This window comes from Streptomyces sp. NPDC057253, assembly GCF_042669125.1.
Classification (GTDB): Bacteria; Actinomycetota; Actinomycetes; order Streptomycetales; family Streptomycetaceae; genus Streptomyces.
Window position 1 is genome coordinate 41,163 of sequence record NZ_JBHUXV010000032.1, and the last position, 13,434, is coordinate 54,596.

A 13,434-nucleotide genomic window follows, 5' to 3' on the forward strand; every position below is an offset into this window, starting at 1 on the left:
CCGACGGACCTTTTCCGCCAACAGCCCCTGCCGCTAACGGTCCTTGCCGAGGAACTCCTCCAGCGCCTCCACCACGAAACGGTGATCCTGGAGCTGGGGCAGCCCCGACACCGTCACGGTGCCGACGACGCCCACGCCCTCGACCGTGACGGGGAAGGAGCCGCCGTGGGCCGCGTACTCGTCGGGGTCCAGCCGCGAGGACTCCTCGAAGGTGCTGCCCTTGGCGCGGAAGCGGGCGCCGACCAGGTAGGAGGCGGAGCCGTAGCGCTCCACGACCCGGCGCTTGCGGTCGATCCAGGCGTCGTTGTCCGGGGTGGAGCCCGGCAGGGCCGCGTGGAAGAGCTGCTGGCCGCCGCGGTGGATGTCGATGGCCACCGGCGCCTGCCGCTCCCGGGCCATGTCGACCAGGAGCGAGCCCAGCGCCCACGCGTCCTCGAAGGTGAACTGCCGGAAGACCAGGCGGCGTTCCTGCGCCTCCAGCTCCTCCAGGGGCGGGGTGAGTTCCGGGTGGAACTTCGGGGTCAGCTCGGTGTTGTGCGTCACAGCTTCACCGCCACTCCGTCGTGGGCCGAACGGCGTGCCGCCTCCAGTACGTCGAGGGCGGCGGCCGCCTCCAGCGCGGTCACCGGGTTGGTGCCGCCCTCGGAAAGGGCCCTGGCCACGGCCGCATAGTAAGCCGGGTAGTCGCCGGGGAGGGTGGGGACGGGGCTGCCACCGCCGGTCACGGGGGACTCTCCGGCGCCGAGCCGGCCCCAGAGCGACTCGGGCTCGCGGCCCCACTCGGCCGACGTGCCGGGCCGCGCGCCCTCCCTGAGGGCGGCCTCCTGCGGGTCGAGGCCGTACTTCACATAGCCCGCCTTCGAGCCCAGGACCCGGAAACGGGGGCCGAGTTGGGCGGTGGTGGCGGAGACGTAGAGGTGGCTGCGGACTCCGCTCGCGTGGGTGATCGCGATGAACGTGTCGTCGTCGATCGAGGCGCCCGGGCGGCGGATGTCCGTCTCGGCGTAGACGGTGGCGGCGGGGCCGAAGAGGGTCAGGGCCTGGTCGACGACATGGCTGCCGAGGTCGTAGAGCAGACCTCCGATCTCTGCGGGGTCGCCGGACTCGCGCCAGCCGCCCTTCGGCTGTGGGCGCCAGCGCTCGAAACGGGACTCGAAGCGCCATACGTCGCCGAGTTCGCCCTCGTCGAGGAGCTTGCGCAGGGTCAGGAAGTCGTTGTCCCAGCGGCGGTTCTGGAAGACGGAGAGCAGCAGACCGCGCTCCTCGGCGAGGGCGGCGAGCTCGCGTGCCTCGGCGGACGTACCGGCGATCGGCTTGTCGACCACGACGGGCAGGCCGGCCTTCAGGGCGGTGGCGGCGAGCGGGACGTGCGTCTTGTTGGGCGACGCGATGACGATCAGGTCCAGGTCGGCGGCGCGGGCGAAGAGCTCGTCGGCGTCGGCGACGGTACGGACGTCCGGGAACTCGGCGCGGGCCTGTTCCTGCCGCTCGGGGTTCGAGGTGACCACCGTGTCGAGGACGAGCCCCTCGGTGGCGGCGATCAGCGGGGCGTGAAAGACGGAGCCCGCGAGGCCGTACCCGACGAGGCCCACGCGGAGGTCAGCAGCAGTCATGCCCCCCACTTTCGCAACGCTGTTGCCAAAGTGCAAGCGGGGAGGAGAATGGGGGGCGTGAACGGGACGAGTGGGCAGCCGGGCGGAGAGACGCCGGGCACGGCGGAGGGTGGTGGCTTGCGGGGAGTGGGCGGCTCGCGAGAAGTGGGTGGTGGTGTCAATCTTCTGGCGCTGCGCAACCACAACACCGCGCTCGTGCTGGATCTTCTGCGGCGGGCCGGTGTCGAGGGGATCAGCCGGCTGGAACTCGCCGAGCGCACCGGGCTGACCCCCCAGGCCGTCAGCAAGATCACCGGCCGACTCCGGGAGGAGGGCCTCGCCGCCGAGGCGGGACGCCGAGCCTCGACGGGCGGCAAGCCGCGGACAGTACTGCGCCTGGTACCGGAGGCGGGCCACGCGGTGGGCGTACACCTGGACCGGGACGCTCTACGTCTGGTCCTGGTGAACCTCGCGGGCACGGTGGTGGCAGAGCGCTGCGTGCCGCTGGACCTGGGCGCGGGCGCGGAGGCGGTGATGGCGGCGGTCGCGGGGGAGGTGGAGACGCTGGTGGGCCGGGGCGCACCCTCGCCCGCCCGGCCTGCGGAAGCCGACACGTCCCCCGTTGCTGCCGCGCCCACAGACCAGGTCGCCGCGCCCACAGATCCGGCTTCCTCCCCTGCAAACCCGGCTTCCTCCCCCGGGATCACCGCCATGCCCCCCGCCGCAGCCAACCCCCTTCTGGCCTCCGCCCCCCTCCCTGCCTCTGGCACCCGCCCGGCCCCCACCCCCCTCCCGGCTCCCGACACCCTCCCCGCCCCCGACACCCCCGCTCCCCGCACGCCCCTCTCCCCACCACCCCTCCTAGGCGTAGGCCTAGCCCTCCCCGGCCCTCTAGATCACGTGCAGGGCGTACTCCACCGCGTCACCGGGTTTCCCGAGTGGGACGGGTTTCCCTTGCGGGACGCGCTCGTGGGGCGGCTCGGAGTGCCCGTCGTGGTGGACAAGGACACCAACGCCGCCGCGTTGGGGCTCGCGGTCGCCGGGGAACGCGGATCGTTCGCGTATCTGCACCTCGGTACCGGGCTCGGTGCCGGGCTCGTCATCGACGGGGCCGTGCGGCGGGCTGCCAGGACCGGGGCCGGGGAGTTCGGTCACCAGGTCGTCCAGCTCGACGGACCGCTCTGCGGCTGCGGCGACCGCGGCTGCGTGGAGGCGCTCTGCCTGGCCGCCGTGACCCGCGGCGACCTCGCCGAAGCCGCCCGGGTCCTCGGCATCGCGGCCGGCAACCTCGTCGCCCTGCTCGACATCGACCTGGTCCTGCTGGGCGGCCGTACCGTCGCCACCGACCCGGACGCGTTCCTACGAGGCGTCGCAGCCGTCCTCGACGACCGCGCCCGGCGCGCGGGCGAACCGGCGGTCCCCGTCCGGACCGCGCCCGGCGACATCGCCGAGGGAGCCGCCCAGCTCGTCCTGGCCCCCCTCTTCGGCAGGGCGGACGCCTGACGGCGCGGACGGTCGGCCGATCGGGCGGTCTCCCGGGACCGTTCGAGGGCACTCACCGGAATGGCGCCCCGCACGGGCGCCCCCGTCCGGCATGGTCATGTGTTCATGCGACTGTCCACACCCGCCTCCGTCGGTCTCGCGGCGGCAGCCGCCCTCCTCCTGCCCACGCCCCCCGCACACGCGGACCCCAGCTCCGACCGGAGCGACTTCCCGATCACCACCCGTCTCCACGGCGGCCCCGCCACCTACGTGCCCGGCGGCGGCTTCGGCACCTGGTACCTGGACCTCACCAACACCACCACCCGCACCCGGACGGACATCCACCCCGTGGTCGTCCTCGTCGACGACCGCCGCGCCCTCGAACCCGGTCAGCCCCACCTGGAGTTCTACGACGGCGAGCGCGCCCACCCCGTCCGCTTCGAGAAGACCGACGCCGACGAACTCGTGGGCGCCTTCGACGACGGCTTCCCCGGTTTCACCGTCGCCCCCGGCAAGACCCTCACGGTGCGGATCCGCCTGGCCCTCACGGCGGACACCGCTCCCAACGACGTCACCGTCAACGCGTCCGTCGTCCAGCGCCATGACGACGACGGCGACTGGGTGGGGCAGTCGAACGACTACCGCTTCGGCATCGAGAGCGAGCCCGGCAGTGCCGACGCCCCCGCGACCGGAACCGCGACCGGATCCGCGACCCGCGACCCCCGCCTCCCCTTCGCCGACGAACTCGCCGGCACCGGCCTCGGCCCGCTCACCGGCGTAGCCCTCGTCGCCACGGTGGTCCTCCTCGGCACCGGCGCCGCGATCCTCCTGACCCGCAGACGCCGGTGACCACAAGCACAGCGGGCACAGCGGACCCAGCAGGCCCAGCGGACCCAGCAGGCCCAGCGGCCCCAGCGCTCAGACGCGGTCCACCAGATCCGCGATGGAGTCCACGACCTTCGTCGGCCGGTACGGGTACCGGTCGATGTCCTTCTTGGTCGTCAGCCCGGTCAGCACCAGGAAGGTCTCCATCCCCGCCTCCAGACCGGCCAGGACGTCCGTGTCCATCCGGTCGCCGATCATGGCACTGGTCTCCGAGTGCGCGCCGATGGTGTTCAGCGCGGTCCGCATCATCAGCGGGTTGGGCTTGCCGATGAAGTACGGCTCCTTGCCGGTCGCCTTGGTGATCAGCGCGGCCACGGACCCGGTCGCCGGCAGCGCGCCCTCGGGGGAGGGGCCGGTGTTGTCGGGGTTGGTGGCGATGAACCGGGCCCCGTTGTTGATCAGCCGGATGGCCTTGGTCAGCGCCTCGAAGGAGTACGTCCGGGTCTCCCCGAGGATCACGAAGTCGGGGTCGGAGTCGGTGAGCACGTACCCGGTGTCGTGCAGTGCCGTGGTCAGACCCGCCTCCCCGATCACATAGGCGGTCCCGCCGGGGTGCTGGTTGTCCAGGAAGGTGGCGGTGGCCAGCGCGGAGGTCCAGATGTTCTCGGCCGGCACGTCGAGGCCGATCCGGCTCAGCCGGGCGTGCAGATCGCGCGCGGTGTAGATCGAGTTGTTCGTCAGCACCAGGAAGGGCCGCCCCGAGTCGCGCAGCTTCTTGATGAAGGCGTCCGCGCCTGGCACCGGGATGCCCTCGTGCATCAGCACCCCGTCCATGTCGGTCAGCCACGATTCGATCGGCTTGCGCTCTGTCATGGGTGCGGACTCCTGCGTGCGGTGAGCGGGTGAGACGACCATGCTATGCAGCCGCTCCGCGACAGCAATGAGCGCGCTTCAGCGTCTCGGCCCCCGGGCACTCCCGCGTCTCGGCCCCCGGCACTTCCACACGGCCCCGGATCCCCTGTTTTCCCTGCTCCGAGGCATTCCCCGTCCCCCATCCGGAGCAGTGACCGGCCACCCCGGGATGCGGTCCCGCCCGCCCCGCGGGACTCTCCAGATATCTGGAGGTTCACGATGGGTTCCCTACGTCTCACTCTCTGTGGCGCGACCCTGGCCGTCGCCGCCCTCACCCCGGTCGCCCAGGCGGCCGACGGCGGCAGCGTCTCGGTCACCCCCTCGACCCCCGCCCCCGGCGCCGACCTCACCCTGCGGGTGACCGGCTGCGCCGGGAAGACGGCGACCGCCGCCTCGGCCGCGTTCGTCGCCGACGCCCGGCTGACCGGGTCCGGCGGCAGCCTCGCCGGCGAGACCCGGGTCCGCTCCTCGATCAAGCCCGGGCCCTACGACGTGAAGATCACCTGCGCCGACTTCGAGGTGAAGGGCCGCATCACCGTCGTAGCGGCGAAGGGCTCCACCACCGCCCCCTCGCCCACGGCACCGGCGTCCCCCGCCGCCCCCGTCGACGCGGGCGGCGGCTGGAGCGCCACCCACCTCTCGGCCACCCACCTCTCCGCCACCCGTCTCTCCACCACCCACCTCACCACCATGCAGCCCCGCGCCACCGGCCCCGGCACCGGCCACGCGGTGACCGGACTGGTGCTCGCCGGCGTCGCCGCGGTGGCCGTCGTGCTGCGGAGCAGCCGCCGGAGCCGCGGGACGGACTGACCGGCGATGTCCGAGCGACTCTCCGACCGCTTCGCGGACCAGGGCGACGACCCCGGGCGGGACCGCGGCTCCGGTACCGGCCGGCTGCTGACCGGTGTGGCCTGGGCGATGCTGCTGCTCGGACTGTGGCTGTGGGGGCGCGAGGTGACCGACGTACGGCACGGCATGTCCGCGCCGACCACCGGTGACGTGGCCGCCGTCGGCCGCCCACCCGGATCAGTCGAACTGCCCCCCGCCGCCGAGCCCCTGAAGGCGGCGCGGCCCCAGCGCCTGGACATCCCGGACCTCGGGGTGCAGGCGCCGGTGGTGGCCCGTGGCCTGGACGCGCGGGGCGCCCTCGACCCGCCGCCCTTCGACCAGCCCGGGGTCGTCGGCTGGTACGCGGCCGGCGCGAAACCGGGGGCCGCCGGGACCGCCCTGATGGTGGGGCACGTCGACACCGAGACCCGGCCCGCCGTCTTCTACAAGATCAGCGCGCTCAAGCCCGGCGAGACGGTCCGGGTGATCCGTGACGACGGCCGGGTCGCCGAGTTCACCGTCGACGACGTCCAGGTCCTCACGCGGAACGCCTTCGACGCCCACCGCGCCTACGGCCCCCGCGAGCCCGGCCGCGCCGAACTGCGCCTGATCACCTGCGGCGGCACCTTCGACCGGTCCAGCCGCAGCTACACGGCGAACGTGGTCGTCTCGGCGTACCTGACCGGCACCGGTCTGTAGGCGGGGGCGGGCACCACCCGGCCCGGTCGGCGACCCGCTCCCCCCGAAGTCGCCGACCGGGCTGGTCCTCGACCGCGCGCGCTCGGGCTGCGGGAGTAGCCCGGCGACGGCGCGGGAGGCCTGGGAAGCACGGTCGGTGCTGACTGCGGCCAGGGGCTGGGGCCGTATCCCTAAGGGAAGACTCTAGAACGGATGAGCGCCCGGGCCTAGAGGCCGATTGACGCCAGGTCCCGAACCCGTGGCTCTCCGTCATCAGCCCTGCTGGGCCAGGGTTCTACACGGGCCCCGCGGAGCCTTCGTCGATCTCGCGGCGCAGTTCGGCGTCGTCCTCGGTGCCCTCGATGACCGTGCCCGCCACCTGGTCCAGGGGGAGCCGGCGCCGCCGCGCGTACTGCCTCAGCGCGACGAAGGCGCGGTCGGCGCGCACCCCCCAGCGTTCCGCGAGCATCCCCTTGGCCTGCTCGATGCGGACCCTGCTCGACAGGGCCTCCTGCAACTGCCCGGACAGCGTGCGGTACCGGGTGTAGGCGCGGCGGTTCTGCAGGCCGAGCGCGGCGGCGTCGGCGAGCGCCTGCGCGACCTGGATCCCGAGGGTGGCGTCGGGGGCCGGGGCGGTGGCCTCGGCCGGCGCCGGCACGAACACGTTGAGCGCGCCCAGCGTGTGTTCGCGGCGGCGCAGCGGGACCGCGAAGGTCGTCACGATGTCGTGCCGGAGCGCCTGTTCGGTGAAGTCGGGCCAACGGGCGGCCGCGTGGGCGACCCGGACGGACACCGGCGGCACGGGCTGGCCGGAGCCGTAGCTCTCCAGGCAGGGTCCGCCGCCGTGCTGCGCCTCCAGCAGGTCCAGCGCCGTCCGCTCGTGCCGGCTGCTCGCGGCCAGCAGCACCGACCGGCCCCCGTCGATCAGCATCACCCCCGCCGCCCGGGCGTTCAGCAGCTCCACACAGTGATCGGAGACCCGTTGTAAGTAGTGCATCGCCTCGAAGCCGTCGACGAGGGTGTCGGCCGCCTCCACCAGCGCCGAGGCCAGCCGGATCTCCCTGGTGGCGTACCGCATCGCTGAGCACTCCCCTTCACCGACGAGCGCCCCCGTACGGGCGCGCACCCACCCCGACCCTCGGGGCTGTAACAGCTCCTGGACAAGGCTCCGGCGACCTCGTGAGCGGCGCGACCGGTGTGTCACGATTGAGACTTGCCACGGTGCACCCAGGGGGGAATTGGATGTACGTCAGCAGGGGGGCCAGGACGGCGACCCGCACAGGGGCTTCCGCGGCGGTGCTGGGGGCGGCACTGCTGCTCGCCGCGTGTTCCACGCCGGACGGCGGGAACAAGGGGGACGAAGGCGACAAGGCCGGTGCGCGGATCACCCAGCAGCCCAAGGAGGCCGACCCGTTCTGGGTCAACCCGGACGGGAACGCGGCCCGACAGGTCGCGCAGTACGAGAAGAGCGGCAAGGACGACGAGGCCGAGCAGATCCGCAAGATCGCCCAGCAGCCCACCGGCGAGTGGATCGGCGTGGAGAATCCCGAGCAGGAGGCCCGCGGCTTCACCGAGGCCGCGGACAAGGCGGGCCGTACGGCCCTGCTGGTCCTCTACAACATCCCGCACCGCGACTGCGGCCAGTACTCCCAGGGCGGCGCCGCCGACGGCAACGCCTACCGGGCCTGGATCGACGGCGTGGCCGCGGGCATCGGCGACCGCGCGGCCACGGTGATCCTCGAACCGGACGCCGTACTGCACCTGGTCGACGGCTGCACGAAGGACGAGTTCCACGAGGAGCGCTACGACCTCCTCAGCGGCGCCATCGAGAAGCTCAAGTCCCTGAAGAACACGAAGGTCTACCTGGACGCGGGGAACGCCGGCTGGGGCCACCCCGACCAGATCTACGAGCCCCTCAAATGGGCCGGCATCGCCAAGGCCGACGGCTTCTCGGTCAACGTCTCCAACTTCTACTCCACCGAGGACTCCATCGCCTACGGCAAGCAACTCTCCTCAAAGGTGGGCAACAAACACTTCGTCATCGACACCAGCCGCAACGGCAACGGCCCGTACAAGTCCGGCGACGAGAGCGAACGCTGGTGCAACCCACCGGGAAGGGCGTTGGGAGAAACCCCGACGATAAAGACGGCAGACCCCTTGGTGGACGCGTACCTGTGGGTCAAGCGCCCAGGAGAGTCGGACGGCGAGTGCAAGGGCGGCCCGAAGGCGGGGGAGTGGTGGCCAACCTACGCATTGAAACTGGCAAAGGCTTCAACGCCCTAGGGGCGCGGGGAACTGCGCGACCAGCCACAACGCTCCCGCACCCGAAGACATAGGTGCGGGAGCGTCTTTGAAGCTAGGGAACTCGAACCCACTGAGCCTTGGACGGCGTCCCCTGATCGTCATCGACGAACAGCATGTACCACCCCGACTGCACGAGATTCTTGTTCTCCGGCACAGTCACCTTCACCTTGTCCCCCGACACCGTGAACTTCATCTCGATGGACCGCTGATCCACATCGGTCACATGAGTGGACGCACTGGGCCGAATCAACCGCACCTTCTTGATCACAGAAGCCTGCGGTGAGGTGAACGTCCCGGACGCCCCCCGAGCGATCGTCTGCGGCCCCCCGGACAGCGAAGGACGCGAATCCCGGTACAGATAAGGCGGCGTGTAGATCTCGATCCGCTGCTCGAAAACCCCCGGCTTCGTGTTCGCCGCGTCCGCGTACAACGAGTCCGACCCGAAGAACATCACCCGCCCGTCCGGCAACAGCAGCGACCCGGAGTGGTAGTTGCGCCCCACGAGAGGATCGGCCACCGACTCGAACGTGTTGGTGTCCGGGTGGTACAGCCGCGCCTGGTGGATGTTGGAGTCCCCGCGCCCGCGGTAGTCCTCCGACCCCCCGGACACCAGCACGGTGTCGTCGGGGAGGATCGACGCCTGCGGATACCGCGTCCCCTTCTCCAGCGTCGGCCCGTCCACGAACTTCGGGCTGTCCGCCTTCATGTCGACGATCCGCGTCTTGTTGCTGGACTTCGCGGACTCACCGACCCCGCCGCCGCCGATCACCATGAACTTCTCGTCCTGGGCCGGAGGCAGCAGCACGGTCCCGGAGGTCTCCATCTCCTTGGGGTCACTGAGCCCCGGGATCTTCGTGAACTTGTTGCTGTCGACGTCCCAGACGCCGGGGTCGCGCCCCACGTTGTCCGGACCGTAGCCCGCGTTCGACCCGGAGTAGAAGATCTTGCCGTTCTGCAGGAGGAACAGCGCCGGGTAGGTCGGGAACTGACGGATCTTCGAGGTGTACGTCCACTTCTTGGTCTTCGGGTCGAAGACCTCGTTCTTGCCCGGCACCAGCTGACCGATGTCGTCGAGCCCGGAGACGCTGAGGATCTTCCCGTCGCTCAGGGTGGTGAGCGTCGGATACCAGCGGGCCTCCTTCATCGGGTCGACCTTGATGTACTTCTCGGCGACCGGGTCGAACTCGAAGGCGTCCCGGATCCCCTGGAAGTCCTTCTTGTCGAGCGCGAGCTTCTGCGCGATGCCGTAGGTGTTGCGCGCGTCCGCCCCGGTCAGCCCCTGGATCCGGTAGTTGTCCTGGGTGCCGGTCTCGTACTTGCGCCCGCTCTTCTGCGCCTCGACGTAGATCCGCCCGAGCCCGGGGTCGTTGCGCAGGAACTTCCCGGTCTTCTTGTCGAAGACCTTCGTGGCCCGCTCGACGACGACCGGGTCCTTGGAGACGAAGGTCTTGCCGCCCTCCTTGCCGGTGAACTTGGTGCCCGCCGGCAGGGTGATCGGCTTGTCCGGGTTCTCGTTGTGGACGATCATCAGGCCGCCGGCCTTCGTCACGTCACCCTTGAGCTTCTCGTAGCGCTTGGTGCCGCCGGCGATCAGCAGATTGCCGTTCGCCAGCTGGGTGTGCCCTGTGCAGAAGAGGTCGGCCGGCGTCGGGACCTTCTTGATGGTGCCCTTGACCGGGTCCCAGATCCGGGTGTCGAACTTCTTCGCGTCGAAGTTGTCCTGGTTGTTGCCGGAGCCGGCCACCAGCAGCACCTTCCCGGTGCGCAGCAGCGCCGCGTGGATGGTGTTCTGCCGGTACTCCTTGGGGAACTGGACGATCTCCCACTTGCCGTTCTCGGCTTTGTACTCGGGTCTGTTGATCTGGTACTGGTGGTATTTCGCCGTCCCGAAGCGGTACAGCCACGGGCCGTTCATCCCGGCCAGCGCGAGCACCACCGCCGTACCGATCGCGAGTCGACGGGCGCGACGGCGGCCTGCACGGTCGTTCATTCCTTACGTCCCCCAAATCCACCGAGGGCGATCTGCATCGTCTGGTCGTTGCCCTCGTCGTGCGTGTGCGAGTCCGCCCAGCTCGGCTTGTGGGCCGGAGCGTGCTGGGCGGAGGGCAGCGGCTGCGGCTGGTACTCGGTCCGTGCCGCGGCCTGAGCCGGCGCCTGAGCCGGAACCACTGCGGCGGGCGGTGCGCCCGCGGACTTCTTGCGGGCCTGCCGCAGCATGTGCCGCCAGGTGAAGATCGGTGTCGCGGTGATCAGCATGGCGAAGGTCGCCCAGATGATCATCGCGGGGTGCGAGTGCCCGAGCGCGACACCGGCGCCGATCGAGCCACCGAAGATCGCGATGAAGTACCAGTGGTAGCGGAAGGTGCCGAACCACCGGTCGGGGCTGGCCGAGTCGCCCTTGGGCGTCACCACGAACTTGCTCTTGCGCCGCAGCACCGAGTCGACCAGCGCCTTCGCGTACAGCGGGGCGGACAGCGCCGACATCACCATGCCCGCGACACCGCCGGAGCCCTCGGGCTCGTGCGGCGAGACGTTGTGGCGGCGGTTCCAGATGTACAGGCCGATCTGGAGCGCGGAGGCGTTGCCGTAGAGCATCAGCCACACGGTGGGGTCGATGTTCACACCCGAGGCGCCCAGGCCCAGGAACAGCGCGCAACTCAGGGCCGCGAGGATCCAGTTGAGGGCGGACATCGGGTAGAAGATGATCATCATCGTGTAGTTGAAGAGCTTGCTCGGCGGCAGCGAGTACCAGCCCTTCCAGTACTGCTTGAGGATGGTCTCGTACGTCCCTCGCGACCAGCGCATCTGCTGGGTGAAGAAGTCGGTCCAGGCGCTGGGCCCCTCGCCGACGGCGAGGACATCCGGCGTGTAGACCGAGCGCCATTTCCTCCCCGTGGCCGGGTTCTTGTGGCGGTGGATCTCGAACCCGGTCGCCATGTCCTCGGTGATCGAGTCGTACAGCCCGCCGATCTGCTTGAGCGCGCTGATCCGTACGGCGTTGGAGGTGCCCACGAACATCGGGGCGCCGTACTTGTTGCCGGCGCGCTGGATCAGGGCGTGGAAGAGGAACTGCTGGGACTCGGCGGCCTTGGTGACGAAGTTGTCGTAGTTGCCGTAGACCTGCGGGCCGATCACGAAGCCGACGTCCGGGTCGCGGAAGAAGCCGAGCATCCGCTCCAGGTAGTTGGGCAGCGGCACGTGGTCGGTGTCGACCGAGGCGAAGAAGTCGTACTGGTCGCCGTGCGCGTCGAGCCAGGCGTTGTAGTTGCCGTGCTTGGTCTTGGCGCGGTGCGGGCCCTTGGGCTGGTTCCACTTCTCGACGCCCTTGCGGGAGAAGTGGTGCACACCGAGGCGCGCGCACACCTCCTTGACCGCCGGGTCGTCGCCCTCGTCCAGGAGCCAGACGTGCATGAGGCCGCGGTGACGGATGCGCACCGCGGCTTCCAGGGTCTTCGTCACCATCTCCAGCGGCTCCTTGCCGGGCACGAAGGAGGTGAGGAAGGCGACTCTGGTGCCGGTCTCGGGCACGACCGGGATCGGGTCCCGGGCGACGAGGGTGGCGTGCGCGTTGGACAGGACGTTCATGCAGCGGAAGAACTCGATCAGGCCGATCGAGACGAGCATCACGATGTCCAGGGCCGGCAGCCACGAGAAGGCCGGGTAGTCGCGCTCGGTCCAGTGCTCGGGCTGGAGCAGCCAGAACAGCAGGACGAGCGAGAGCACCGGGGCCGCGGCGAGCATCAGGGCGACTCTGATGCGGTGCGGTTCCTGTGAGATCAGTGAGCGGTACTGCACCTTGTAGGGCTGGCCCGGGTCGGGCTGCGTCAGGGGGCCGGCCAATCGGCTGTAGTGCTCGTAGTCGTACTTCGGAAGCGTCTTCTTTATCCGGCCCAGGGTGCCGGTCCGGTGCGAAGGCAGCCTGAGCTGAGTGGTGTCGGACGGGTCGAAATTCTGCCGGGCGCCCGTCGGCGTCGACGTCATGAGTCATCCCCCCACACGCGAACGAACCGCGTGTTGTCGTTTCCTTACGGCTGGTCAGGTCCCCCTCGACCTTCACAGACGTATCAGTGGTGGGCCGCAGTCACCACAATCTTCACAGCATTAGACAGGTAACAGCGACCTTCCGGTTGCAGACGCCCCCTCCGGCATCTTCAGCGGCGGGGCCCCTTTCCCCGCAACCCAGGCAACCGACTCCTTGCCCCCCAACTGCCGCGTATACGCAGCATCTTGCAAACCAGGGTTCTACGGCGCTCCTCATGATCGCAAGATGCGAAACGCGGTGTTTACCGGTCATACGCGTTCATTGTGGCGCCTGTCATCAAAGAGGGCCTGTCGCCCGACGAAAGCGCCTGCTGTGCCGACGCGCCACCAGGAACTCGAACCGATGCGCGTGTGTCACGGGGGGCTCGAACCGGTGTGCGTGCGCCGCCAGGGACGAGCCGGTGCGCGTGGGCCGCCGGGGACGCCCTCAACATCAAAGGCCCCAGGTTTCGCAGGAGGCCTTCGATCATGCGTGCGCCGCCAGGGACTCGAACCCCGGACCCGCTGATGCTGTGTCTTCTGGGGGATGACCCCCGGACCCCCAGCCGCCTCTTCCTGATCCTCGGGCTGCGGCATGCGGGTGTGGTGTGTCCGTCTACGTCGAAGGCCCCCCGTTTCCACGGGGGGCCTTCGATCATGCGTGCGCCGCCAGGGACTCGAACCCCGGACCCGCTGATTAAGAGTCAGCTGCTCTAACCAACTGAGCTAGCGGCGCCTGCTGACCTGCATGACTCTACCGGATGCGGGAGGGTGCCGCGGACCGCGCCCAGGG

11 protein-coding genes and 1 tRNA gene are annotated in these 13,434 nt (G+C 70.2%); 5 read left to right on the forward strand and 7 right to left on the reverse strand.

All coding sequences use genetic code 11. The features are described from left to right. Positions 1–33: 33 nt before the first annotated feature. Positions 34–543: a heme-degrading domain-containing protein gene (locus tag ACFULQ_RS19560; RefSeq protein ID WP_383545481.1), complete on the reverse strand. Its 510-nt coding sequence runs from the start codon at positions 541–543 to the stop codon at positions 34–36. Then, positions 540–1,613, reverse strand: a complete 1,074-nt coding sequence (locus ACFULQ_RS19565) for a Gfo/Idh/MocA family oxidoreductase (protein WP_383545484.1) — start codon at positions 1,611–1,613, stop codon at positions 540–542. Before ACFULQ_RS19565 ends, ACFULQ_RS19560 begins: the two co-directional genes overlap by 4 nt. A gap of 48 nt (positions 1,614–1,661) precedes the next feature. Between ACFULQ_RS19565 and ACFULQ_RS19570 the strand changes: the two genes are divergently transcribed. Continuing rightward, positions 1,662–3,095, forward strand: coding sequence for an ROK family protein (locus ACFULQ_RS19570; protein ID WP_383545487.1), 1,434 nt, complete (start codon positions 1,662–1,664; stop codon positions 3,093–3,095). Between the two features lie 105 nt (positions 3,096–3,200). After that, a complete protein-coding gene (locus ACFULQ_RS19575) occupies positions 3,201–3,923 on the forward strand; it encodes a hypothetical protein (protein WP_383545490.1) in 723 nt (240 codons plus the stop codon). A gap of 69 nt (positions 3,924–3,992) precedes the next feature. Here ACFULQ_RS19575 and ACFULQ_RS19580 read toward each other — a convergent pair whose 3' ends face one another. Then, positions 3,993–4,772: an HAD-IIA family hydrolase gene (locus ACFULQ_RS19580; RefSeq protein ID WP_383545493.1), complete on the reverse strand. Its 780-nt coding sequence runs from the start codon at positions 4,770–4,772 to the stop codon at positions 3,993–3,995. 258 nt (positions 4,773–5,030) lie between these two features. On the opposite strand from ACFULQ_RS19580, the gene ACFULQ_RS19585 reads away from it, so the two are divergent. Together ACFULQ_RS19585 and ACFULQ_RS19590 are read left to right on the forward strand one after the other, a co-directional pair. After that, the gene (locus ACFULQ_RS19585) at positions 5,031–5,621 is read left to right on the forward strand and encodes a hypothetical protein (protein ID WP_383545495.1); all 591 of its coding nucleotides are present in this window, start codon (positions 5,031–5,033) and stop codon (positions 5,619–5,621) included. A gap of 6 nt (positions 5,622–5,627) precedes the next feature. Then, on the forward strand, positions 5,628–6,338 hold the full coding sequence (locus ACFULQ_RS19590; RefSeq protein ID WP_383545498.1) for a class F sortase: 711 nt from the start codon (positions 5,628–5,630) through the stop codon (positions 6,336–6,338). 274 nt (positions 6,339–6,612) lie between these two features. On the opposite strand, the gene ACFULQ_RS19595 is transcribed toward ACFULQ_RS19590, so the two are convergent. After that, on the reverse strand, positions 6,613–7,395 hold the full coding sequence (locus ACFULQ_RS19595) for a GAF and ANTAR domain-containing protein (protein WP_383545501.1): 783 nt from the start codon (positions 7,393–7,395) through the stop codon (positions 6,613–6,615). Positions 7,396–7,559: 164 nt separating this feature from the next. Between ACFULQ_RS19595 and ACFULQ_RS19600 the strand changes: the two genes are divergently transcribed. Next, positions 7,560–8,600, forward strand: coding sequence for a glycoside hydrolase family 6 protein (locus tag ACFULQ_RS19600; RefSeq protein WP_383545504.1), 1,041 nt, complete (start codon positions 7,560–7,562; stop codon positions 8,598–8,600). A 73-nt stretch (positions 8,601–8,673) separates the two neighbouring features. Here ACFULQ_RS19600 and ACFULQ_RS19605 read toward each other — a convergent pair whose 3' ends face one another. From ACFULQ_RS19605 to ACFULQ_RS19615, 3 genes are all read right to left on the reverse strand, one after another. Continuing rightward, positions 8,674–10,611, reverse strand: a complete 1,938-nt coding sequence (locus tag ACFULQ_RS19605; RefSeq protein WP_383545507.1) for a galactose oxidase-like domain-containing protein — start codon at positions 10,609–10,611, stop codon at positions 8,674–8,676. Next, positions 10,608–12,602: a glycosyltransferase family 2 protein gene (locus ACFULQ_RS19610; RefSeq protein WP_383545509.1), complete on the reverse strand. Its 1,995-nt coding sequence runs from the start codon at positions 12,600–12,602 to the stop codon at positions 10,608–10,610. The genes ACFULQ_RS19605 and ACFULQ_RS19610 overlap by 4 nt, the downstream gene beginning before the upstream one ends. 701 nt (positions 12,603–13,303) lie before the next feature. Further along, positions 13,304–13,377: transfer RNA gene (locus ACFULQ_RS19615), tRNA-Lys, on the reverse strand. Between the last annotated feature and the right edge of the window lie 57 nt (positions 13,378–13,434).